The 22,114-nt window shown below is 69.1% G+C and carries 20 protein-coding genes; 4 read left to right on the forward strand and 16 right to left on the reverse strand.

The window, feature by feature from the left end; genetic code table 11:
• Window positions 1–11: 11 nt before the first annotated feature.
• From BJP32_RS04030 to BJP32_RS04060, 7 genes are all read right to left on the reverse strand, one after another.
• Window positions 12–911, reverse strand: a complete 900-nt coding sequence (locus tag BJP32_RS04030; RefSeq protein ID WP_046652550.1) for an acetyl-CoA carboxylase carboxyltransferase subunit beta — start codon at window positions 909–911, stop codon at window positions 12–14.
• Window positions 912–922: 11 nt separating this feature from the next.
• Window positions 923–1,765: a tryptophan synthase subunit alpha gene (gene trpA / locus BJP32_RS04035; protein WP_003166389.1), complete on the reverse strand. Its 843-nt coding sequence runs from the start codon at window positions 1,763–1,765 to the stop codon at window positions 923–925.
• Window positions 1,762–2,271, reverse strand: coding sequence for a hypothetical protein (locus BJP32_RS04040; protein ID WP_040346344.1), 510 nt, complete (start codon window positions 2,269–2,271; stop codon window positions 1,762–1,764). Before BJP32_RS04040 ends, trpA begins: the two co-directional genes overlap by 4 nt.
• Entirely contained in the window at window positions 2,271–3,485 is a 1,215-nt protein-coding gene (trpB, locus tag BJP32_RS04045) for a tryptophan synthase subunit beta (protein ID WP_198935258.1), read from the reverse strand. Before trpB ends, BJP32_RS04040 begins: the two co-directional genes overlap by 1 nt.
• A gap of 43 nt (window positions 3,486–3,528) precedes the next feature.
• Window positions 3,529–4,167 carry a phosphoribosylanthranilate isomerase gene (locus tag BJP32_RS04050; protein ID WP_076223028.1) on the reverse strand — a complete coding sequence of 213 codons (639 nt, stop codon included), beginning with the start codon at window positions 4,165–4,167 and terminating at the stop codon, window positions 3,529–3,531.
• A 145-nt stretch (window positions 4,168–4,312) separates the two neighbouring features.
• Window positions 4,313–5,053 (reverse strand): pseudouridine synthase, encoded by a 741-nt coding sequence (locus BJP32_RS04055; RefSeq protein ID WP_076223030.1) that lies wholly within the window; start codon window positions 5,051–5,053, stop codon window positions 4,313–4,315.
• Between the two features lie 46 nt (window positions 5,054–5,099).
• Window positions 5,100–5,999: a class I SAM-dependent methyltransferase gene (locus tag BJP32_RS04060; RefSeq protein ID WP_076223032.1), complete on the reverse strand. Its 900-nt coding sequence runs from the start codon at window positions 5,997–5,999 to the stop codon at window positions 5,100–5,102.
• A gap of 82 nt (window positions 6,000–6,081) precedes the next feature.
• Here BJP32_RS04060 and recQ point away from each other — a divergent pair, with 82 nt between their 5' ends.
• A complete protein-coding gene (gene recQ / locus BJP32_RS04065) occupies window positions 6,082–7,950 on the forward strand; it encodes a DNA helicase RecQ (protein WP_076223035.1) in 1,869 nt (622 codons plus the stop codon).
• A gap of 83 nt (window positions 7,951–8,033) precedes the next feature.
• Complete coding sequence (locus BJP32_RS04070; RefSeq protein WP_083673882.1) at window positions 8,034–9,536, forward strand: S41 family peptidase; 1,503 nt, start codon at window positions 8,034–8,036, stop codon at window positions 9,534–9,536.
• 4 nt (window positions 9,537–9,540) lie between these two features.
• On the opposite strand, the gene BJP32_RS04075 is transcribed toward BJP32_RS04070, so the two are convergent.
• On the reverse strand, window positions 9,541–10,467 hold the full coding sequence (locus BJP32_RS04075) for an alpha/beta fold hydrolase (protein ID WP_076223126.1): 927 nt from the start codon (window positions 10,465–10,467) through the stop codon (window positions 9,541–9,543).
• Between the two features lie 115 nt (window positions 10,468–10,582).
• On the opposite strand from BJP32_RS04075, the gene BJP32_RS04080 reads away from it, so the two are divergent.
• Both BJP32_RS04080 and BJP32_RS04085 read left to right on the forward strand, forming a co-directional pair.
• Window positions 10,583–11,017, forward strand: a complete 435-nt coding sequence (locus BJP32_RS04080; RefSeq protein ID WP_076223037.1) for a hypothetical protein — start codon at window positions 10,583–10,585, stop codon at window positions 11,015–11,017.
• Between the two features lie 164 nt (window positions 11,018–11,181).
• Window positions 11,182–12,546: a diguanylate cyclase gene (locus BJP32_RS04085; RefSeq protein WP_076223039.1), complete on the forward strand. Its 1,365-nt coding sequence runs from the start codon at window positions 11,182–11,184 to the stop codon at window positions 12,544–12,546.
• A gap of 24 nt (window positions 12,547–12,570) precedes the next feature.
• On the opposite strand, the gene gyrB is transcribed toward BJP32_RS04085, so the two are convergent.
• The 8 genes from gyrB to mutM form a co-directional block, all read right to left on the reverse strand.
• Complete coding sequence (gyrB, locus tag BJP32_RS04090) at window positions 12,571–15,000, reverse strand: DNA topoisomerase (ATP-hydrolyzing) subunit B (RefSeq protein WP_076223041.1); 2,430 nt, start codon at window positions 14,998–15,000, stop codon at window positions 12,571–12,573.
• A 136-nt stretch (window positions 15,001–15,136) separates the two neighbouring features.
• The gene (recF, locus tag BJP32_RS04095) at window positions 15,137–16,267 is read right to left on the reverse strand and encodes a DNA replication/repair protein RecF (protein ID WP_076223043.1); all 1,131 of its coding nucleotides are present in this window, start codon (window positions 16,265–16,267) and stop codon (window positions 15,137–15,139) included.
• 59 nt (window positions 16,268–16,326) lie between these two features.
• Window positions 16,327–16,608, reverse strand: coding sequence for a GIY-YIG nuclease family protein (locus tag BJP32_RS04100; protein WP_076223045.1), 282 nt, complete (start codon window positions 16,606–16,608; stop codon window positions 16,327–16,329).
• Window positions 16,609–16,685: 77 nt separating this feature from the next.
• Window positions 16,686–17,804 carry a DNA polymerase III subunit beta gene (gene dnaN, locus BJP32_RS04105; protein WP_003166402.1) on the reverse strand — a complete coding sequence of 373 codons (1,119 nt, stop codon included), beginning with the start codon at window positions 17,802–17,804 and terminating at the stop codon, window positions 16,686–16,688.
• Between the two features lie 208 nt (window positions 17,805–18,012).
• On the reverse strand, window positions 18,013–19,431 hold the full coding sequence (gene dnaA, locus BJP32_RS04110; protein WP_223850629.1) for a chromosomal replication initiator protein DnaA: 1,419 nt from the start codon (window positions 19,429–19,431) through the stop codon (window positions 18,013–18,015).
• 514 nt (window positions 19,432–19,945) lie between these two features.
• Window positions 19,946–20,215: a 30S ribosomal protein S20 gene (gene rpsT, locus BJP32_RS04115; protein WP_040346357.1), complete on the reverse strand. Its 270-nt coding sequence runs from the start codon at window positions 20,213–20,215 to the stop codon at window positions 19,946–19,948.
• 166 nt (window positions 20,216–20,381) lie between these two features.
• Window positions 20,382–21,167: an enoyl-CoA hydratase gene (locus BJP32_RS04120; RefSeq protein WP_076223047.1), complete on the reverse strand. Its 786-nt coding sequence runs from the start codon at window positions 21,165–21,167 to the stop codon at window positions 20,382–20,384.
• A 64-nt stretch (window positions 21,168–21,231) separates the two neighbouring features.
• On the reverse strand, window positions 21,232–22,095 hold the full coding sequence (mutM, locus tag BJP32_RS04125; protein ID WP_046652563.1) for a bifunctional DNA-formamidopyrimidine glycosylase/DNA-(apurinic or apyrimidinic site) lyase: 864 nt from the start codon (window positions 22,093–22,095) through the stop codon (window positions 21,232–21,234).
• Window positions 22,096–22,114 lie beyond the last annotated feature (19 nt).

The raw sequence follows: 22,114 nt of genomic DNA on the forward strand, positions 1-22,114 counted from the left end.
AAGGGCTGGGCTTACGCCGCCTTCTGCTTCTGGGCCGAACCGCCCATCAGCATGGACAGGATCAGGCCCAGCGTCGTCGGCAGGTCGCCGCGCGACACCACCTTGTCGACCATGCCCTTGTCCTTGAGGTATTCGGCGCGCTGGAAGCCCGGCGGCAGTTTCTCGCGGATGGTGGTCTCGATCACGCGCGGACCGGCGAAGCCGATCAGGGCGCCCGGCTCGGCCAGGTGAACGTCGCCCAGCATGGCGTAGGAGGCCGTGACGCCCCCCGTGGTCGGGTCGGTCAGCACCACGACGTAGGGCAGCTTGGCGGCCTTCACTTCCTGCACCGCCAGGGTGGTGCGGGCCATCTGCATCAGGCTGAGAGCGCCTTCCTGCATCCGCGCCCCGCCGGCGGCGGTGTAGCAGACCAGGGGAACGTTGCGCTTCACCGCTTCACGCGCGGCGGCGATGAAGGCCTCGCCCGCCGCCATGCCCAGCGACCCGCCCATGAAGGTGAAGTCCTGCACGATGACCACGGCGGGGGCGCCGCCGATGCGGCCGTAGCCGATGGCCATGGTGTCCTTGCGGCCCGCCGCCTTGCGCGCCGCCGACAGGCGGTCGCGATAGGGCTTGCCGTCCGAGAACTTCAGCGGGTCTTCCGGCACGTCGGGTGTGTCGATGCTCTCGAACAGGCCGTCGTCGAAGGTGGCCTTCAGGCGCGTCGGCGCATTGATCCGCATGTGACGGCCCGACGGCGTGACCCACAGGGCCGCCTCCAGGTCCGAGCGGAACAGCATCTCGCCTGTGTCGGGGTCCTTGACCCACAGATTGTCCGGGGTGTCGCGCGGGCTGACGATCTTGCGCACGCCGGGCGCGAAACGCGACAGCCAGCCGCCGCGAGCCTTGTTCTCGGGATTTTTATCGACCATGGGCGGGGCCTTTAAACGGTTTCCGTCACGGAAGCACTAGTTCTCGCCGTCTTCACAGCATCGGCCAGGGCCTTCACCTTGGCCAGAACGCGAGGAACGGCGGGTTCGTTCGCCTCAAGAGCGGCGGCCACCTCGTCAACGAAGACCGAGCCGGCGACCACGGCGTCGGCGACGCGGGCGATCTCGGCGGCGCGTTCCGGCGTCTTCACGCCGAAGCCGACAGCGACAGGCAGGCCGGCCGCGCGGCGCACGCGTTCGACGGCGGGCGCCACATCGGCGGCCACAGCCTCCTTCACCCCCGTCACCCCGGCGACCGAGACGTAGTAGACGAAGCCCGAGGTGCCCTCGGCGATGACCTTCAACCGCTCGTCGTCGGACGTCGGCGTGGCCAGGCGGATCAGCGACAGATCGGCGGCCTTCAGCGCGGCCAGCAGGGGGGCCGCCTCTTCCGGCGGGCAGTCGACGACGATGATTCCATCCACCCCGGCCTCGGCCGCATCGCGGGCGAAGACCTCATAGCCGTAGGATTCCACCGGGTTCAGATAGCCCATCAGGATCAACGGCGTGTCCTGATCGCCCTTGCGGAAGTCCGCGACCAGATCGAGCGTGCCGCGCAGGGTCATCCCCGCCTTCAGCCCGCGCAGGGCGGCGCGCTGGATCGGCGGCCCCTCGGCCATGGGGTCGGAAAAGGCCAGACCCAGTTCGATCAGATCGGCGCCTGCGGCGGGCAGGCCTTTCAGAATTTCCAGCGCCTCGTCCCGGCTGGGATCGCCGGTCATGACATAGGGAACGAAGCCGGCCCGGCCCTCGGCCTTCAGCTTGGCGAAGCGGGCGTCGATGCGTGCGGTCGTCACTGCGCCGAACCTCCCGAAGGCGTTGTCGGAGCGGCGGGCGTCGCCGTGCAGACGTCGCCCGGAATGACGGCGAAGCCCAGATAGCCCGGCGCGGTCGCCTCAGCGGGCTTGGTCTCGTCGTAGAAGGCGACCATCTGCAGGCCGTCGCAGCCGCCGCCGTCGCGGCGACGCACGAAGATGACGCGGTTGTCGTCGCCGTCGGCCGCCAGCCAGTTCAGCGTGGCCAGATGCTCCGTATAGGCGTCGGCCAGGGCGCCGATCTGATCCAGTTGGGCCGTCACGCAGAAGGCCGGACTACGCAGCAGGCCGCCGCAATCGGCCGCCTCCGTCGCTGGCGGAAGAACCGGCATTCCCGTGGCCGCCGGGCCGGGCGGAATGGTCGGCGCGGTCTGCACGGGCGCCTGGCCAGAAGTCGTCTGGGGCGCCGGCGCCGCCGTGTTCTGCGCCAGGGTCAGGGTCGGTGAAACAGCCGCCGCGAGGGCGGCGATCAGCAGGGTCTTCATCATCACAGCTCCACGCCCAGGTGTTGGGCCACGGTGTTGATATCCTTGTCGCCCCGGCCCGACAGGACGATCACCAGATCGCCGTCCTTGCCGATCTGCTTGGCGACCTCGCCCGCGCGCGCCAGGGCGTGCGAGGCTTCCAGCGCCGGGATGATGCCTTCCAGCTTGCAGAGCTGCTGGAAGGCCTCCAGCGCCTCGTCGTCGGTGCTGGACAGATACTCCGCCCGGCCCAGATCGTGCAGCCAGGCGTGCTCCGGCCCGATGCCCGGATAGTCCAGACCAGCCGAGATGGAGTGACCTTCCAGAATCTGGCCGTCGGCGTCCTGCAGCAGATAGGTGCGGTTGCCGTGCAGCACGCCCGAGCGCCCGCCCTTCAGGCTGGCGGCGTGGGCGGGGGTGTCCAGGCCGTGGCCCGCCGCTTCCACCCCGATCAGGCGCACGCCCTCATCGGCGATGAAGGGGTGCATGGCGCCGATGGCGTTCGATCCGCCGCCGATGCAGGCCATGACGGCGTCGGGCAGGCGGCCGATCTGGCGCTGGCTCTGAGCCTTGATCTCCTTGCCGATCACCGACTGGAAGTCGCGCACCATGGCCGGATAGGGGGCCGGGCCCGCCGCCGTGCCGATGATGTAGTAGGTGTCGGCGACATTGGTGACCCAGTCGCGCATCGCCTCGTTCATGGCGTCCTTCAGCGTCGCCGCACCGGCCGTCACCGGGTTCAGTTCGGCGCCCAGCAGCTTCATGCGGAAGACGTTCGGCTGCTGCCGCGCCACGTCGACGGCGCCCATGTAGACCGTGCAGTGCAGGCCGAAGCGAGCGCAGACGGTGGCCGAGGCGACCCCGTGCTGACCGGCGCCGGTCTCAGCGATGATGCGCGTCTTGCCCATGCGGCGGGCCAACAGGATCTGGCCCATGCAGTTGTTGATCTTGTGCGCGCCCGTGTGGTTCAGGTCTTCGCGCTTCAGCCAGATTTTGGCGCCGCCGAAATGCTCGGTCAGCCGCTCCGCGAAATAGAGCGGGCTGGCGCGGCCGACGTAATGCTCCAGATAGCCGTCGAGTTCGGCCTGGAAGCTGGGATCCGCCTTGGCCGCCGCATAGGCCGCCTCCAGCTCATGGATCAGCGGCATCAGGGTTTCGGGCACGAAACGACCGCCATAGGGGCCGAAACGGCCCTCGGCGTCAGGCCAGGCGTAGGAGTTCGACAGGGGGGCGTTCACGATATCCGGCACACGAAAATCTTCAGGGAGGAAGGCGACGAAATCAGGACCGCGATGCGGCGTCCAGAAAAGCTTTGATCAGGGTGCGGTCCTTAACACCCGGCGCGCTTTCGACGCCAGAGGACACATCGACCATCGGCGCCCCTGAAATCCGCACAGCCTCGGAAACATTTTGCGAGTCCAGCCCGCCCGCGAGGAACCAGTTTGCCGGAAGCGCCCGGTTCTGCATCAGCCTCCAGTCGAACGAGGCTCCCACCCCGCCGGGCAGATCGGCGCCCTTGGGCGGCCTGGCGTCGAACAGCAGATGATCAGCGACGCCGGTCCAGTCGGCGACGCTCGCGAAGTCCGCCTCGTCCTGGATCGGCAGGGCCTTGATGATCCCCGCTCCCGTCAGCCTTCGCGCCTCGGCCGCGCGCTGCGGCGTCTCATAGCCGTGCAACTGGATGAAGTCGGGCCGCAGGATCAGGGCGACCTCGCTCAGCAGGGCGTCGTCGGGATCGACCAGGACGGCCACGATCTTAGCTTTTCCGCGCGCCCGATCGAACAGGGTGGCGGCGTGCAGCGGCGGGATGTGGCGCGGGCTCTTGGGAAACACCACCGCTCCGACAAAGGCCGCCCCGCCCTCCAGCGCCGCATCCAGCGTATCCGGCGTCGTCAGGCCGCAGATCTTGGTGAGTGTCATGGCGGTGAGGTGCGCGACTGCGGAGGACAGGTCAAGCGCCAGCCCTCTACCTCCCGCTCGCCCCGGCGGACGTCGGGGCCCAGTTCTTTGGCTGCAAGCGCAGCGTATGAGGTTCTCACGGGATCCCGGCCTCCGCCGGGATGAGCTAAGAGACGAAGATCGAAGCGATCTCGTCCTCGGTCAGCAGCCGCCATTCGCCCGGCGCCAATTCATCCGGCAGCACCAGCCCGCCCAGCCGCTCGCGGTGCAGGGCCTCGACGTGGTTGCCCGCCGCCGCGAACATCCGACGCACCTGATGATAGCGCCCTTCCGTCACCGTCAGCAGGGCCTCGGTCGGCGACACGACCTCCAGCCCGGCGGGCGCCAGCGGCTTGTCCTCGCCCTCCAGCACCAGTTCGCCCGAGGCGAACAGCGCCCCTTCCGTCCCGTTCAGAGGCCGCGCCAGCGTCGCGCGATAGACCTTGGCCACATGACGCTTGGGGCTGATCACCCGGTGCAGCAAATCGCCGTCGTCGGTCAGCAGCAACAGGCCGCTCGTCTGCTTGTCCAGCCTTCCGATGGTCGAGATCGCCGGATCGCGCCGCCGCCAGCGGTCGGGCAGGACGTCATAGACCAGCGCCCCGTCCTCCTTGTGCGAACAGGTCATGCCCAGCGGCTTGTTCAAAAGGACGACCAGACCGGGCACAGGGTCCAGCGGCTCGCCGTCGATCTCCATCCGGCTCGGCAGGTCGGGCGTCACCGGAATGCGCTTCGACACATCGGTCAGATCGGCGCCGTCCAGCACGATGCCGCCAGCCTTGCCCAGCCGCGCCATCTCGGCCCGCGAGCCGTAGCCCATGGAGCCCAGCAGCTTGTCCACGCGGGACGTCGGAATCTTCTTGCTCATGCCCTGTCTCATGCCCTGTCGCCCTTCGGGCTGCTTGAGGGCGAGATCACTTCACCGCCTCGAAAACCTTGTAGCCGCCCTGATCGACCATCATCCGCACCCGCTTGAAGGCGGCGTCCAGTTCGGCCTCATAGGGCAGGTGGCGGTTGGCGACGATCCAGGCCGTTCCGCCCTTCTTCAGCATCTCGGCCGCCTTGCGGATGAAGGCCTGGCCCAGCCGCCGGTCCTCGTCTCCGCCGTCATGGAAGGGCGGGTTGCTGACGATGAAGTTCAGATCGCCTGTCCCCTCCAGCGTCCGCACGTCGGCCCAGTCGAAGCCGGCCCGCGCGTCGTCGACGTTGCGTTTCGCCGCCTCGACCGCGCGCCGGTCGACATCAATCAGCCGCAGGGCCGTCACGGCGGACGACCGCAACACCACCGTCGACAGCGCTCCGAAGCCGCAGCCCAGATCGGCGCCCATCCCCTTCAGCGGCGGCAGCACCTGCGCCAGCAACGCCGTGCCCGGATCGATGCGGTCCCAGGCGAAGACGCCCGGTTGCGACCAGGCCTCCAGCCCCGGAACCACGCGCGGCGCGCCCGCCTCGATCGCCGCGTCCAGCCCCTCGGCCGCCTCGGGCCGAGTGACGATGCAGCGGCGATGGTGGGCCTTGGCCGTCTCTGCGACCTCAAGGCCGAAGGCCTTCAGCTCCTTGCCCAGCCGCGAGCCGCCCTTGTCCTTGGGCGCCATGACGTCCAACCGACCGCCGGGCTTCAGCGCCTTCAGCGCCAGCGCCAGCGTATAGCGCCGCTCGACCGCGCCGGGCGGGGCGTACAGCATCACCCCGTCAGCCGATCCGGGCGCAACCGTCTCCAACGCCGTCGAGCCGGGGATCAGGGGCGAGGTCTGCGTCGCCGTCGAGGGCGGATCGAACACCGCGGGCGGGCGGCCGTAGAGAAGCATGGTCATGCGCTGCCTATAGTCCTTTCTCCCACAAACGGTGAAGGGTTCGCGGGTGACACCCCCGGCCGAATACGGCACAACGGCCGCCATGTTGGACTTCCCCCCGCCCGCTGACTTCTCGCCCACCCTGGACGAGGCGCGGACCCTGCTGGAGCGCGTGTGGGGCCATGCCGATTTTCGAGGGCTTCAGGCCTCGGTGATCGAGGAAGTCCTGGCCGGACGCGACGTGCTGGCCGTGCTGCCGACCGGCGGGGGCAAGAGCGTCTGCTATCAGGTGCCCGCCATCCTGCGCGAGGGCGTGGGTCTGGTCGTCTCGCCGCTGATCGCCCTGATGACCGATCAGGTCGAGGCGCTGAAGCAACAGGGCGTGGCCGCCGCCCGGCTGGATTCCGGCCTGACCATGGACGAGCGTTCGGCCGTCTGGCGCGCGGCGCGGTCGGGCGAGCTGGATCTGCTCTATGTTTCGCCCGAAGGGCTGGCGTCGGGGTCCATGCTGGAGCGTCTGGCCGAACTGCCGATCAGCCTGATCGCCATCGACGAGGCGCACTGCGTCAGTCAGTGGGGCCACGATTTCCGCCCTGACTATCGCACCCTGGGCCGTCTGGCCGAGATCTTCCCGCGCACGCCCCGCATCGCGGTTACGGCCACCGCCGACGCCCGCACGCGCGACGACATCCTGGCCTCGCTGAAGCTGGGCGAGGCCCGCGTCTTCGTCGACAGTTTCGCCCGACCGAACCTTCAACTGACCGCCGAGCGGAAGGTCAACGGCTCACGCGCCCGCACCGACGCGCGCGTGGTCGAACTGGTGCGCGAGCGGCGCGGCCGTTCGGGCGTGGTCTATTGCGGCAGCCGCGACGGCTGCGAGCGGGTGGCCGACGCCCTGCGCGACGCCGGGACCAACGCCATCGCCTATCACGCCGGGTTCGACGCCCGCGAGCGCGACCGGCGGCTGGAGCGCTTTCTGGCCGAGGACGGGACCGTGATGGTGGCCACCATCGCCTTCGGCATGGGGGTGGACAAGCCGGACGTGCGCTTCGTCATCCACGCCGATCCGCCCGGGAGCCTTGAGGCCTACTGGCAGGAGATCGGCCGCGCCGGGCGCGACGGCGAGCCGGCCGAAGGGATCACCCTTTACGGCCCGTCGGACATCGCCTGGTCCCTGCGCCGCCTCGACAGCCGCCCGATGGCCGATGAGGTCAAGCAGGTCCAGACCCGCAAGGTGCGCCAGCTGTTCGCCATGCTGGACGGCGCGACCTGCCGTCCGCAATCCGTGCGTCGCTATTTCGGCGAGCAGGACGCCGAGCCGTGCGGCGTCTGCGACGTCTGCGGCGATCCCCCCGCCACCTTCGACGCCCTGGTCCCGGCGCAGAAGGCCCTGGCGGCGGTGCAGCGGCTGGGCGAACGCTTCGGCCGCACGCGCGTCATCGACCACCTGACCGGCCGGACCAAGGACGTTCAGCCGTGGGAGGCGGGACTGTCCACCTGGGGCGTCGGGGCCGATCTGTCGCTGATCGGCTGGCGCGACGTCATCGACCATCTGATGTTCGAGGGCCTGCTGGTCGAGGATCCCAACGACGGCAAGCCCCTGATCCGCCTGGGCGACCCGCAGGCCGTGCGCGCCGTCTATCGCGGCGAGCGGGTGGTGCGGGTCAAGGAGCCGCCGACGCGCGCCGTCGCCGAGGACCGGCCGCGCCGCAACGCCGGGCGCAACCTGGCGGTCGAGGGTCTGGACGCCGACGTGCGCGCCCGCTTCGAGGCCCTGCGCGCCTGGCGCCGCGAGCGCGCCGTCGAACAGCGCGTGCCGCCCTACGTCATCTTCCAGGACAAGACCCTGGTCGAGATCGCCCTGCAGGAGCCGCGCGGGCTGGATCAGTTGGCCGTCATTCCCGGCGTCGGCGCGGGCAAGCTGGACCGCTACGGCCCGGCTGTGCTGGAGGCGTTGGAAGCCGTCGCCTGACGGTTTCCATGACCAAAGCGTAACTGGCGCATCGCCGTCTCGCCTGTCACCCCTTTCGCCGAGAGCGAGGAGAGGGGATGCTCATGAAGCGGATGTTGGCGGCGGGCGTCGCCTGCCTGGCGATGGCGGGCGCGGTTCAGGCGCAGGAGACCCCGAACGCGGCGCCCGGCCCGATGGACCAGCCGCGCGACTGGTCCGCGACCCTGATTCAGGACGCCACCGGCCTGCACGCCGTCATGATCGACAGCCATCCGGGCGTGCATGATCCGCTCAATCCCGGTTTCCGCGCCCGCCTGGATCAGGGACTGGCGACCGCGCTGGAGCGGGCGAAGACCACTACGGACCGGGGCGGCTGGTGGTGGGCGATGCGCGCCTATGTCGCCAGCTTCGAGGACGGCCACGTCCAGATCGGCCTGACCCAGAGGGACTTCGGCTTCCCGACCCGCTGGCCCGGCTTCCTGACCGTCTATCGCGGCGCCGATCAGGTGGTGGCCGACCGCGATGAGAGCGACGCCGTCGCCCCGCCGCTGGGCGCCCGGCTGATCGACTGCGACGGGGTGGACGCCGCGACCCTGGCCGAACAGCGCATCGGCCAGTTCCGGGGTCGCTGGTTCCTGGAGGCGATCAAGACCCGCTTCGGCGACTGGATGTTCCTGAGCGCGGAAAATCCGTGGCAGACCGAGATGAAGACCTGCCGGTTCGAGACCGGCGGCGCGCCCCGGACCTACGCCCTCGACTGGCGCGCGACGCCCGATGATCTGAGCGATCGCCGCGCCCGGCTGTCGTCAGGCGCCCGGCCCGACTTCGCCCTGAAGCATTTCGACGACGGCGGCTTCTGGATCTCGACCCCCACCTTCAACGGCGATCCCGCCAGCGAGGCCCACGCTGAACTGACCGCCCTGATCGCCGACATGAAGGCCAAGCAGGACGCCCTGCGCGCCGCCCCCTATGTGGTGCTGGACCTGCGCGGCAACGGCGGCGGCTCCTCGCACTGGAGCCAGCTGATGGCCCAGGTTCTGTGGGGCGACGACTGGATGGCCGCCCATCCCGAACCGGCGATCGAGGGCGTCGACTGGCGCGCCTCGGACGGCAACATCGCCGAAATCTCCGCCTTCCTCGACAAGCTGCGCGCCACGAACGGCCAGGCCGAGCTGATCGCCTGGGCCGAGGACGCCATCACCGGCATGACGGCGGCGAAGGCCGCCGGTCAGGTCTATTGGCGTAGCGCCGATGACGACGCGCCGAAGGACGCCGCCCCGCCGCCGCCCGCGCCGCAACTGATGAAGGGCCGTGTCTATGTCCTGACCGATTCCAGCTGCGGTTCCGCCTGTCTGGACGCCGTCGATCTGTGGAAGACCGTCGGCGCCGTTCAGGTCGGGCGCGAGACCTCGGCCGACACCGTCTACATGGAGATCCGCGAGCCGACCCTGCCCAGCGGCCTGGCCGAGATCGCCGTGCCGATGAAGGTCTATCGCGGCCGCGCGCGGGGCAACAACGAGCCGCAGCGCCCTCAGTACGTCATCGAGGGCGACATGGGCGACGACGCGGCCCTGCTGACGGCGATCCGTCGGCTTCAGCCGGACTGAAGTCTCAGCGCAGGAAGCGTTCGACCGCCTGCTGGAACTGACGGGGGCGGTCGATCATGACCATGTGCTCCGCCCCCTCGATCCGCTCGAAGGCGGCCGGACGCGGCAAGGAGCGGTAGCCGGCGCGGAACAGGCCGTCGACATGGCTGCGCGGGCTGCGGTCGTCGGGGCTCCAGCCGTAGACGACGGTGACGGGCGCCTCGATCAGCGGCAGGCGCGCGCGCAGGTCGGTGGTCATCACCTCATACAGGCCCTGTGCCAGAACCCGGCGGTCCCCGCCCTGCCAGCCCAGACCGCCCAGAACATTGTCGGCCGCGCCGCCCAGCTCCAGCCCCATGGAAGACGCCTGCGTCCGCAGGGCCTGATCCCCCAGCAGCATCAGCCCCTGATAGGCGATGCGGGCCAGCGGCTCGACGTCGGCGGCGGTCGAGCCGGGGCTGATCAGCGACGGAAAGAAGGGCGAGGCGTCCACCACCATGACCTTGCCGATGCGGTCGCCCGCGTCGGCCGCGACCCGCAGCGCCACCTGGCCGCCCATGGAGTGGCCGATCAGAGCCGGTCGTCGCAGCCCCTGTTCCTCGATGTAGCGGCGGATCTCGGCGGACGTGGGCGCGCCGACCAGCCCCTCGGCGTTGCCGCCGGGCGCCGTCTCGCCGAAGCCGCGCACGGTCACCAGATGCACGCGGTAACGCCCTTCCAGCGCCGCCGCCGTGCGCGCCCAGACCGCCGAGGTCGAGGCCAGGCCGGGGATCAGCACCACGTCCGGCCCGTGCCCCTTCGTCTCGACCAGGATGCGCGACGACTGGAACGGCGCCGCGGCGGGCGCAGCCGCCGGGCTCGCGGCCTGTACGGAGGCGGCCCCGACCGAGACGCTCATCAGGGCGCCGGCCAAAAGGGCGGAAGCAAGGGCGAAACGGAGCGGATGGCGCATCACGTCAGCCTGCCCCGCGATAACGGCGAAACCTCGACCATGGCGGGCGCACGGCTGGGCCATTGTGTTTTTTCTCCAACAGGAGTGAACTCGGTTCCTTCCTGGGGAGGATGCTATGAAACCAATCGTCATCGCCATAGCCGCCGTCGCCGCTCTGGCCGCTTCACCCGCCCTGGCCGAAAGCTGGCACGTCGTCTCGCGCAGTTCGGCCACGGTCTTCATGCTGGACGTGGATTCCATCACCGAAGGGGACGGCGCACGCACGGCCCTGCTGGCGCGCGTGCCGGCGTCGGGCGCGACCGACGACCTGTCCTATTCCGCCGGCCAGATCAGCATCCGCTGCAGCGCCAACCAGTCCAAGCCGGGCGTGGAGGTTCTCTACGGCCCCGACGGCGCGGAGCAGGAGCGCATCGACGACGGCTACGACTTCGACGCCATCGCCAAGAACTCGCTGGATTCCTACATCAAGGACATGCTCTGCGACGGCCAGCGCAGCACGACCATCTACCCGTCCATCCGCGCCTTCATCGGGGCGGGACGGCCGCGCTAAAGCGGCGACGCAAGGCGCCCCGCCCCTTGCCGGAGCGGGGTGCGGCGTCTATCGGCTCGCCTAGGGGCGCACGCCCCTGGTTCGGGCGGCTCTTGTTCACCCTCAGCGCCTGAGGCGACGCCCAGGCGGCCGAACCTGTAGTGTAAACAGTCAGAGTCGCCGCCTTGCCTAACCCGACGTCCGCCGTCGCCGCCCCGTCCTGCGTTCCCGACCCCTCACTCGACCCGCAGAGCCTGGAGCGTCTGCGCGCGCTGTTGAACGCCAACGCCGACGCCATGGTGGCCGCCTTCTATCAGGTGCTGCTCAACGACCCGGACGCCCAGACCTTCCTGCATCACTCCATCGTCCAGGAACGCCTCAGCCCGTCCCTGCGTCGATGGCTGATCGACCTGTTCGCCCCGGATCTGGACACGCGCGACGCCGCCTTCATCGCCCGCCAGACCAAGATCGGCGAGGTCCACGCCCGCATCAAAATTCCGATGCATCTGGTCATGGCCGGCGCCGCCGTGCTGAAGGCCCGGCTGGCGGACGACCTGGCCGGCGACGCGGCGGCCTTCGACCTGCTGCGGCTGGCCGGCCAGCGCATCGACCACGCCCTGCGCCTGATGAGCCAGTCCTATGAGAAGGGCGCCAGCAACCGCGCGCGTCTGGACGAAGCCTACCGTCTCTTCTCCCTGGATCAGGACATCCATTTCGAGCGCGAAAGCCAACGCGCGAGCCTGATGGAGTGGAGCCAGAAGACCCTGTTCCGCATCCTGGCTTCGGGCGGCGTCGACGGGGCGGGCGCCCTGGGCGCCTCGCCGTTCGGCCTGTGGATTCGGCACCGGGCCGACTTCCTGTTCGACGGCTCGCCCCATCTGACGCGGCTGAACGCGACCATGGAGCGGATCGACACGGAGCTGTTGCCGCGCTTCACCCCCGACGCGATCCCGGCCGACCTGGCCGCGCCGCTGAAGGCGCTGGAGGCCGCCGTCGAGGAAGTCGCCTTCCTGCTGAACGAGATGTTCCAGGGCCTGGCGGGCATGGAGGGCGGCCGCGACCCGCTGACCCGCGCCCTGAACCGGCGCTTCCTGTCGTCGATCCTGAGCCGCGAGATCGGCTTCGCCAACGCCAACCACACCCCCCTGTCGGTGCTGCTGCTGGACGTGGACCACTTCAAGCGGATCAACGACACGCACGGCCATCCGGTCGGCGACGAGGTGCTGCGCCAGGTGGCCGAGGCCGTGACCGAGAACGTGCGGCCCAGCGACTTCGTCTTCCGCTACGGCGGCGAGGAGTTCCTGGTGGTCCTGGTCGAAACCAGCCTGCACCAGGCCGCGACCATCGCCGAACGGATGCGCCTGGCCCTGGCGGCCAAGCCGATCGCGGCGGCGGGCCTGCCCCCCTTCAGCATCACGGCCTCGATCGGCGTCGCCGCCCACCGGGGCCATCCGGACGAGAACTATCTGATCAAGGCGGCCGACGACGCCCTCTACCGCGCCAAGCAGAACGGCCGAAACCGGGTCGAACAGGACCGCCGCGGCGCCTGACGGCGCCACGCGCAGTCCCCGCGATCAGGCGTCGACGGCGGCGTCCAGGGCGTTGTCCTGGATGAACTCGCGGCGCGGCTCGACCACGTCGCCCATCAGCTTGGCGAACAGGTCGTCGGCGTCGTCGCCATGCTCCACCTTCACCTGCAGCAGGGTGCGGGCGTTGGCGTCCAGGGTGGTCTCCCACAGCTGTTCCGGGTTCATCTCGCCCAGGCCCTTGTAGCGCTGGATGGCGATGCCCTTCTTGCCTGCGTCCAGCACCGCCGCCAGCAGGTCCAGCGGACCGCGGATGGTCGTGGTCTTGTCCTTACGGCGATAGACGGCCGGGGCCGAGAACAGGCCGTCGAAGGCGGCGGCGCGTTCGGCCAGACGGCGGGCGTCCAGCGAGCGGCCCAGCACCTCGTCCAGCACGATGGTCTCGCTGACGGCGCGGCGCACGCGGTTGAAGGCCACCCCGCCCTGGGCCGCCAGTTCGCCGCTCCACGGACCGTCGCCTTCCTCGGCGTAGAGGTTCAGCCGTTCGGCCGCACGCGCGGCGCGGTCGGCCAGCTCGCCGGCGTTCTCGCTGAACAGGCCGGCCAGGGCGCCCTGTTCGATGGCGAAGGCCGGAGCCCGCGTCGCCAGACGATCGACCAGCGCCTTGAAGCCCTTGGCCTCGCGCACCAGCTCCTGCAGGTCTCGTCCGGCGCGCACCTCGCCCGAGGCCAGCTCCAGCGCGGCCTCGGCGCTGCCTTCCTCGATCAGATAGGCGTCCATCTCCGCCTGGTCCTTGACGTAGCGGTGCTGCTTGCCCTTGGAGACCTTATAGAGCGGCGGCTGGGCGATGTAGACGTGGCCGCGCTCGATCAGCTCCGGCATCTGACGATAGAAGAAGGTCAGCAGCAGGGTGCGGATGTGGGCGCCGTCGACGTCGGCGTCGGCCATCAGAATGATCTTGTGATAGCGCAGCTTGTCGGCGTTGAAGTCGTCGCGGCCGATGCCGGTGCCCAGCGCCAGGATCAGGGTGCCGATCAGGTCCGACGACAGCATCCGGTCAAAGCGCGCGCGCTCGACGTTCAGGATCTTGCCGCGCAGGGGCAGGACGGCCTGATTCTCGCGGTTGCGCGCCTGCTTGGCCGAGCCGCCGGCGGAATCGCCCTCGACGATGAACAGTTCGGACTTGGCCGGATCGCGTTCCTGACAGTCGGCCAGCTTGCCGGGCAGGCTGGAGATTTCCAGCGCCGACTTACGCCGCGTCAGGTCGCGCGCCTTGCGGGCGGCTTCGCGCGCCGAGGCCGCCTCGATGATTTTGGACACGATCATCTTGGCTTCGACCGGGTGTTCCTCGAACCAGGTCGCCAGACCTTCCGAGCACAGGCTTTCGACCGCCGGGCGCACCTCGGACGAGACCAGCTTGTCCTTGGTCTGCGAGCTGAACTTGGGGTCCGGCACCTTGACCGACAGGACGCAGGTCAGGCCTTCGCGAGCGTCCTCGCCGGTCGGCGCGACCTTCTCCTTCTTGGCCAGGCCCGAGCTCTCGATATAGCTGCCCATGACGCGGGTCAGCGAGGCGCGGAAGGCCGACAGGTGGGTGCCCCCATCCCGCTGCGGGATGTTGTTGGTGAAGCACAGCATGGTCTCGTGGTAGCTGTCGTTCCACCACAGGGCCAGGTCCAGCTCGATGCCGTCCTTCTGGCCGCGAATGACGATGACGTCCTTCAGGATCGGGGTCTTGGACTTGTCGAGGTGGCGCACGAAGGCTTCGACGCCGCCCTCATAGTGCAGCATGATCTCGATCGGCTCGGCGCCGCGATGATCCGACAGCTTGATGACCACGCCCGAGTTCAGGAAGGCCAGCTCGCGCAGGCGGTGCTCCAGCGTCTTCAGGTCGAAATCGATGTGGCTGAAGGTCGTGACCGAGGGGAAGAAGGTGACCTCGGTGCCGGTCAGCAGACGGCCCTTGTCCTCGCGCATCGGCGCGTCGCCGACGACGGCCAGCGAGCGCACGGTCTCGCCGCGCTCGAAGCGGACGCTGTGCTTCTTGCCGTCGCGATAGATGACCAGCTCCAGCCAGTCCGACAGGGCGTTGACCACGGACACGCCCACGCCGTGCAGGCCGCCGGACACCTTGTAGGAGTTCTGATCGAACTTACCGCCGGCGTGCAGCTGGGTCATGATGACCTCGGCGGCGGAAATGCCTTCCTCGGCGTGAATGGCGGTCGGGATGCCCCGCCCGTTGTCGGTCACGGTGACCGAGCCGTCCTCGTTCAGGGTGACCGTCACCAGATCAGCGTGGCCGGCCAGGGCCTCGTCGATGGCGTTATCCACCACCTCATAGACCATGTGGTGCAGGCCCGAGCCGTCGTCCGTGTCGCCGATATACATGCCGGGGCGCTTGCGCACCGCGTCCAGGCCTTTGAGAACCTTGATGGAATCGGCGCCGTACTCAGGCGAGGGAGCAGTCTGTTCGGTCATGAAAACGTCGGCTCAGGGTCCGTGGACGGACAGGGAAGAGGCGGCCCTTCGACCGCCCGTCTCAGGGGCGCAAATCAGCGCGCCCCGAAGTCCTCGATATATAGGAAATTCGACGGGAAAAGCGAGCCTTTAAGCCCTAGACGGACAGGCCGCCGCCTTCCACCGCCACGAACTGCGCGCGTCCCTCCAGCGCCGCGAACAGCGGGCGCTCGGTGCCCGTCATGAAGGCCTGCAGCTTCAGCGCCTCGATCTCGTCGAACAGGGCGGCGCGGCGGGCTTCGTCCAGATGGGCGGGCGCCTCGTCCAGCAGCAGAACGGGCTGCGCGGGCTGATCCGCCAGACGCGCCACCTGGGCCAGGATCAGGTTCAGCACCAGGGCCTTCTGCTCGCCTGACGACCCCTCGGCGGCGGGCCGGTTCTTCTCGCGGTGCAGGGCCGTCAGGTCCGAGCGGTGCGGCCCGAACAGGCTGCGTCCCGCCGCCGCGTCTCGGGCACGGGCGCGCATCAGGCCCTCGCCCAGCGCCTCGACGATGTCGGCCTCGTCCGCGCCCGCCGCCGCCATCTCCTCGGCCGGACCGGCCAGCCCCAGATCGGCCTGCGGGAAGGGGCGGTCGGCGCGAGCGTCGATCCCGGCCTGAAGCGCCTTCAGCGCGCCGGCGCGCGCCATAGCCGCCCGCGCCCCGCTCTCGGCCAGTCGGGCCTCCAGCGCGTCCAGCCACAGAGGATCGGCCGGGCGCGTCTCATCGGTCAGCAGCCGCAACCGCTCGCGCAGGGCTTTTTCATAGGTGGAGACGACAGCCGCATGGTCGGGATGGGCGGCGAAAACCAACCGGTCGAAGAACCGCAGCCGCTCGGCCCGCGCGTCCGAGAACAGCCGGTCCTGCTCGGGCGTGGCCCAGACCGGGCCCAGATGGTCCAGCAGCCGCCCCGGCGGCGCCGTCTCGCCGTCGATGCGCACGATGCGCCGCGCCGACGGCCCCATGGTCTGGACGCCGGTGCCCAGGCGAACTTCGTCGCCGTCCGCGCCCCGCAGCGTCGCCGCCACGGCCCAGGGCCGCCCTACCGCCTCGCCCGGCTCGCGCCGCCCCATCTCGGCCGCCGTCGCCCCGCGCAGCCCCTTGCCGGGGGTCAACAGGCTGACGGCTTCCAGAAGGTTAGTCTTGCCCGCCCCGTTCGGCCCATGCAGCACCACAGTCCCGCCGGAAACCGGCAGGGTCGCGCTCGCATAGGAGCGGAAGTCGGTGAGGGCGAGGGAGGTAAGGCTCAATCTATCCGCTCATCCCGGCGGACGCCGGGACCCAGTGCTTTGGCCGCAAGCGGCGCGGTTCAAAGGAGCGTCTCGAACAGATCGGCCCATGCAGGGTTCATACGCTCGATCAGGTCCAGCTTCCACTCACGTCGCCACTCCTTGATGCAGCGTTCGCGAACAAAGGCGGCCTCTCGAGAGTCGTGGACTTCGTACCAGACCAAGCGGGAAACGGCGTATTTCGCAGTAAACCCGCCGCTCAGCTTCTCGCGATGCTCGACAACCCGTTTCAGCAGGTCGTCGGTTGAGCCCGTGTAAAGCGTGCCGTTGGGGCGGCTGGCCAGAATGTAGACGTAGAACATCCGACCGACCGCTCCCGGCTCTCACTGGGTCCCGGCGTCCGCCGGGATGAGCGGAAGAAGGAGCTGCGCCAGCTCGATCAAACCCGCAGCGGCATCAGCACGTACTGGACGCCCACGTCCGCCGGGTCGAGCACCAGCGTCGGGCTGGCCGGGTCGGCGAACTTGAAGTGGGCCGTCTCGCCGGTGATCTGGCCGGCGACGTCCAGCAGGTAGCGGGCGTTGAAGCCGATCTCGAACGGCTCGTCGGAATAGCCGATCTCGACCTCTTCCTCGGCCTGCCCGGCTTCCATGTTGCGCACCGTCAGCTTCACCCGGTCGTTGTCGAAGGCCAGCTTCACCGAGCGGCTCTTCTCGGCCGAGATGGTGGCCACCCGGTCGACGGCCTTGGCGAACAGGCTGTTATCGATGTCGGCCTGCTTGTCGTTGCCCTTGGGAATGACGCGCAGATAGTCGGGGAAGGCGCCGTCGATGACCTTGGAAGTCAGGCTGGCCTCGCCGAACTCAAAGCGGATCTTCTGGGCCGAGACCTGAACCTCGACCGGGCCGGCGCCGTCGTCCAGCAGGCGGCGGACCTGATCCACCGTCTTGCGCGGCACGATGACGCCAGGGCCGCCCGCCGCGCCTTCCGGCGCCGGGGTCTCGGCCAGGGCCAGGCGGTGGCCGTCGGTGGCCACGGCGCGCAGCAGCGGAATGCCGCCGTCGGCCACGGTGTGCAGATACAGGCCGTTCAGATAGTAGCGCGTCTCTTCGGTCGAGACGGCGAAGCGCGTCTTGTCGATCAGGCGGGCCAGGTCTTCCTTAGGCAGGGTGTAGCGCGCGCCCGAAGCCTCGGTCGACATGACCGGGAAGTCGCCCGCCGGCAGCACCGGCAGGTTGAAGCGCGACCGCCCCGCCGCCACCACCAGACGCGGATCATCGCCCGAATAGGTCAGCGACACCTCGGCGCCGTCCGGCAGCTTGCGCACGATTTCATACAGGGTGTGGGCCGGGGCCGTGATCTGGCCCTCGACGTTCACCTGGGCCTCGGCCTCGTCGACCATTTCCATGTCCAGGTCGGTGGCGGCGAACGACAGGCGGTCGCGCCCGGCGCTCAGCAGCACATTGGACAGGATCGGAATGGTGTTGCGACGCTCGACCACGCTCTGGACGTGCCCCAGGGCCCGAAGAAGCGCGGATCGTTCGATGGTCAGCTGCATTTGGTCTCGCCCGGTCGCGACCCCGCCGAAGCAGCGTCGCCGTAAATATGGGCAGGAACACTAGCGCATTGAGCGCGGGGGGCAACGGGCAGAGGCGCTTGCCCCCGATTTCCACAGGCTGGACGCCCCGGAAATCCGCTCATCGAAGTCTTCGCCAGGATGAGCGGAGGGGAGAGCTTACCCGCGCAGTTTGCGCGCCGCGTTCCTTTTACCCGCGCAGTTTGCGCGTCAGTGCCTCGACGTCGCGGGCGATCTGGTCGTCCTTGGGCATCAGCTCCTCGATCTTGCGGACCCCGTGCAGGACGGTGGTGTGGTCGCGCCCGCCGAAGCGGCGGCCGATGTCGGGATAGGAGCGTGTCGTGTGCTGCTTGCACAGATACATGGCGACCTGACGCGGGCGGGCGATGGCGCGGGTGCGGCGCTCGCTCAGCAGGTCGGCCTGCTTGAGGTTGAAGTGCTCGGCCACAGTCTTCTGGATCTCGTCCACGGTGATGCGGCGCTCGGGGCCCGTGCGCAGGGCGGCGCCCAGCAGGGACTGGACCTCGTCCACCGTCAGAGCCGACAGGCGGCTTCCGGCGACGGCGGCCAGGGTGTTCACGGCGCCTTCCAGCTCGCGCATCGAGCCGGGGGTGCGGTCGATCAGATGCTCCAGCACGTCGGCGCGGGCCTCGCCCGTGACGACGCCCAGCTGGGCCAGGGCGTTCAGGCGCGACTGGGCCACAGCGACCTTCAGGTCGCGGTCCGCCGCCTCGACCGGGCAGGTCAGGCCCGCCGCCAGGTGGCTGCGCAGGCGCGGCTCGACGTCGGTCAGGGCCATGGGCGCGCGGTCGGCCGACAGGACGATGCGCTTGCCGTCCTCGATCAGGGCCGTGAGGGTGTTCAGCAGCTCTTCCTGGGTCGAAGTCTTGCCGCCGACGAACTGGACGTCGTCCAGCAGCAGCATGTCGGCCGAACGCAGGCTTTCCTTGAAGGCGGCGGTCGAGCGGTCCTGCATGGCGCGCACGAAGGTCGACAGGAAGCGTTCGGCGGTCAGATAGACCACCTTGGCGTCCGGGCGCAGGCGCTGGGCCTCCCAGGCGATGGCGTTCAGCAGGTGCGTCTTGCCGTAGCCGTAGGGGCCGCAGAAGAAGACGGGGTTGAAGTGGCCGTCGGCCCAGGTCGCCACCTGCTTGGCGATGGCCAGGGCGAAGGCGTTGCCGTGGCCCTCGACGAAGCTGTCGAAGGTCAGACGCTCCTGCAGGCCCGCGGCGCGCACGGCGCGAGCGCCGTCGGTCGCGGCGGCGAAGGCGGGCGCGGGGGCGGCGGGAGCGGCCGGGGCGGGGCTGATCGAGGCCAGGCGCGGGGCGTCGCGCAGGCCCGACGGCGGCGCCGAACCCATCTCGGCGCGGCAGCGCACCTCCAGACGACGCGACAGGCCGTCCAGGCCCAGCCACAGCTCGTTCATGCGACGCAGGGCGTTCTTGCGCACCCAGTCCCGCGCATAGGCGGTCGGCGTCACCAAGATCAGATTGCCCTGGGAGTCCACGCGCACCGCGGAGGGCGCGATATAGCTGCTGAAGGGTCCGTCCCCGATCTCAGCCTTCAGGCGGTCCGCCGCCTCGGTCCAGATACGGTTGGGATCCGTCATTCCCGCCATCACCGCGCCCCCGATCATTCAGAACACCCGCCACAAGAGTTATCACCGACGAACGCCCTTCGAGACGCCACGTCCGGGGACGACTTCTCTCGCCTCGCGAAGCGGGGCTTCGCAAGCGGGGTCGTACTCACAGACAGACATCTCGCGCCAAGGGAAACCATTGATTTCCCTCGTCTTCATCCCAACAGGACGGAAGCGCGTTACCCCTTCAACTTACCCCCGGCGCGGCGGAGATCAACGCTGATTCGAGTCGAGATTCGCACTTAAATTGATTGACTCCGGCAAACCTCGGCAGGGCTTGGGAAAATGGCGATTTCGCCTCAATCGAGAACCCGAATCCGTAAGCGCGACTTAGGAGCAGACAGCAAGACGGCGAGGGAGCTTGCGCTTCCTCGCCGTTGAAATTCTTACATTCTTTTACGAAATGCCTGTTACAGGCCCTCCGTAGCCGTCACATTGCGCCGTTTGACGAAGCCGTGAAGACCCGTCCGAGCGCCCTGTGAAATCAGGCGGCCGACAGCTTCTTCAGCTGGGCGGCCAGACGGCTGACCTTGCGCGAGCCGGTGTTCTTGTGAACCACGCCCTTCGACACGGCGCGCATCAGTTCCGACTGGGCGGTGATGAAGGCGGCCTTGGCGGCTTCGACGTCGCCGCCCGTCAGGGCTTCCTGGAACTTGCGCAGGTAGGTGCGCACGCGGGTGCGGCGGGCCTTGTTCACTTCGGTCCGCGCTTCGATCTTGCGGATCGCCTTGCGGGCGCCTGCATTGTTGGCCATCGGGTAAAAACCTTCGAACGAAAACGCCGTAAACCACACGTCCACGGCGAGAAAATCTCAAGAGCGGGCGGCTATAGCGGAAAGCCCCCGAACGGTCAACGCGATCCGGCGGGAATTGAGTCGGGGCCGGGGTTTGCGCCCCGCAGCGTCCGGCCCCGATGCGGATTCAGCGACCCGTGAAAGCCGGTTTGCGCTTCTCGACGAAGGCGGCCATGCCTTCCTTCTGATCGTCGAAGGCGAACAGGGAGTGGAACAGGCGGCGCTCGAACACCACACCTTGCGCCAGGGTCGTCTCGAAGGCGGCGTTGACCAGCTCCTTATTGGCCATGACGGCCAGAATGGACTGACCGGCGATCTTGGCGGCGGCGGCGCGCGCCTCGTCCAGCAGGGCGTCGGCGGCCACGACGCGCGAGACCAGGCCCGAACGCTCGGCCTCGGCCGCGTCCATCATCCGGCCGGTCAGGCACATGTCCATCGCCTTGGCCTTGCCCACAGCGCGGGTCAGGCGCTGCGAGCCGCCGATGCCGGGGGCCACGCCCAGGTTGATCTCGGGCTGGCCGAACTTGGCCGTGTCCGAGGCGATGATGAAGTCGCACAGCATGGCCAGCTCGCAGCCGCCGCCCAGGGCATAGCCCGACACCGCCGCGATGATCGGCTTGCGGAAGCTCGCCACCCGGTCGTGGGCGCGGGCGAAGAAGTTGCCGCGATACATGTCGGCATAAGCCTGATCCGCCATCTCCTTGATGTCGGCGCCCGCCGCGAAGGCCTTGGCCGAGCCGGTCAGGACCACGCAACGCACGCAGTCGTCGTCGGCCACGCTCTCCAGGAAGTCGCCCAGTTCGCCGGTCAGGGTGGTGTTCAGCGCGTTCAGCGCTTCGGGCCGGTTCAGGGTGACGACCGCATAGCCGTCGGCGTGGCGTTCGATCAGCAGGGTGGAATAGGCGTCGGCCATCAGGCGCTCCTCTCAACTCGTTCGGGGCAGGTCTAGCGCCTCGGGCGGCTCACAGGAACACCCCTCATCCCTTCTGACAGAGCGGGCAGAAGAAGGTCGAGCGGCCGCCCTGCACGATGCGCTTCACCACGCCGCGACAGCCCTCGGTGCGGCACGGCTCATGCTCGCGGCCGTAGACGTCGAAGCGGTGCTGGAAATAGCCCTGGCCGCCCTCGACGTTGGCGAAGTCCTTCAGGGTCGAGCCGCCCGCCGCGATGGCGTCGCCCAGCACATTGCGGACCTCCGCCGCCAGACGCTCCAGCCGGGGGCGGCTGATCTCGCCCGCCGCAGTCAGGGGCGAAATGCGCGCCCGGTACAGGGCCTCGCATACATAGATGTTGCCCAGACCGGCCACGATGCTCTGGTCCAGCAGGCTGACCTTGATGTTCTGCGCCTTACCCGCGAAAGCCTCGGCCAGATGCGCGCCCGAGAAGGCGTTGCCCAGCGGCTCCGGCCCCAGCTTGGCGAACCAGGCGTGACCTTCGACCGCCTCGGTCGGGATCAGGCCCATGAAGCCGAAGCGCCGCGCATCGGCGTAGCCCAGCCGCGTCAGCGCCCCGCCCCGGTCGGCCGTCAGGCTCATATGTTCATGCTTGCCGACGACGGGGGCGTCCGTCTCGAACACGCCGGGGGCGACGCCCTCCAGGGTGAACCGTCCCGTCATGCCCAGATGCGTCACCCAGGTCTCGCCGGTCGACAGGGGGAACAGCAGATACTTCGCGCGCCGCTCCAGCCGCAGCACCGTCGCCCCCTCCAGCCGCTCGATGAAGCGCTCAGGGAAAGGAAAGCGCAGGTCCGGCCGGTTCTGGCGCGGCGCGGTCAGGCGCGCGCCCTCCAGCACGGGCTCCAGGCCGCGACGGACGGTTTCGACTTCAGGCAATTCGGGCATGGATGCAGAGGTAGCGGCT

Source organism: Brevundimonas sp. ZS04 (assembly GCF_001956865.1).
Lineage (GTDB): Bacteria > Pseudomonadota > Alphaproteobacteria > Caulobacterales > Caulobacteraceae > Brevundimonas > Brevundimonas diminuta.

Excerpts from the sequence above, each read along its gene's own strand:
- BJP32_RS04030 (WP_046652550.1), bottom strand. The coding sequence starts at position 911 with ATGGTCGATAAAAATCCCGAGAACAAGGCTCGCGGCGGCTGGCTGTCG.
- BJP32_RS04040 (WP_040346344.1), bottom strand. The coding sequence starts at position 2,271 with ATGATGAAGACCCTGCTGATCGCCGCCCTCGCGGCGGCTGTTTCACCG.
- BJP32_RS04050 (WP_076223028.1), bottom strand. The coding sequence starts at position 4,167 with ATGACACTCACCAAGATCTGCGGCCTGACGACGCCGGATACGCTGGAT.
- BJP32_RS04055 (WP_076223030.1), bottom strand. The coding sequence starts at position 5,053 with ATGAGCAAGAAGATTCCGACGTCCCGCGTGGACAAGCTGCTGGGCTCC.
- BJP32_RS04060 (WP_076223032.1), bottom strand. The coding sequence starts at position 5,999 with ATGACCATGCTTCTCTACGGCCGCCCGCCCGCGGTGTTCGATCCGCCC.
- recQ (WP_076223035.1), top strand. The coding sequence starts at position 6,082 with ATGTTGGACTTCCCCCCGCCCGCTGACTTCTCGCCCACCCTGGACGAG.
- BJP32_RS04070 (WP_083673882.1), top strand. The coding sequence starts at position 8,034 with ATGAAGCGGATGTTGGCGGCGGGCGTCGCCTGCCTGGCGATGGCGGGC.
- BJP32_RS04075 (WP_076223126.1), bottom strand. The coding sequence starts at position 10,467 with ATGCGCCATCCGCTCCGTTTCGCCCTTGCTTCCGCCCTTTTGGCCGGC.
- BJP32_RS04080 (WP_076223037.1), top strand. The coding sequence starts at position 10,583 with ATGAAACCAATCGTCATCGCCATAGCCGCCGTCGCCGCTCTGGCCGCT.
- gyrB (WP_076223041.1), bottom strand. The coding sequence starts at position 15,000 with ATGACCGAACAGACTGCTCCCTCGCCTGAGTACGGCGCCGATTCCATC.
- BJP32_RS04100 (WP_076223045.1), bottom strand. The coding sequence starts at position 16,608 with ATGTTCTACGTCTACATTCTGGCCAGCCGCCCCAACGGCACGCTTTAC.
- dnaN (WP_003166402.1), bottom strand. The coding sequence starts at position 17,804 with ATGCAGCTGACCATCGAACGATCCGCGCTTCTTCGGGCCCTGGGGCAC.
- dnaA (WP_223850629.1), bottom strand. The coding sequence starts at position 19,431 with ATGACGGATCCCAACCGTATCTGGACCGAGGCGGCGGACCGCCTGAAG.
- rpsT (WP_040346357.1), bottom strand. The coding sequence starts at position 20,215 with ATGGCCAACAATGCAGGCGCCCGCAAGGCGATCCGCAAGATCGAAGCG.
- BJP32_RS04120 (WP_076223047.1), bottom strand. The coding sequence starts at position 21,167 with ATGGCCGACGCCTATTCCACCCTGCTGATCGAACGCCACGCCGACGGC.
- mutM (WP_046652563.1), bottom strand. The coding sequence starts at position 22,095 with ATGCCCGAATTGCCTGAAGTCGAAACCGTCCGTCGCGGCCTGGAGCCC.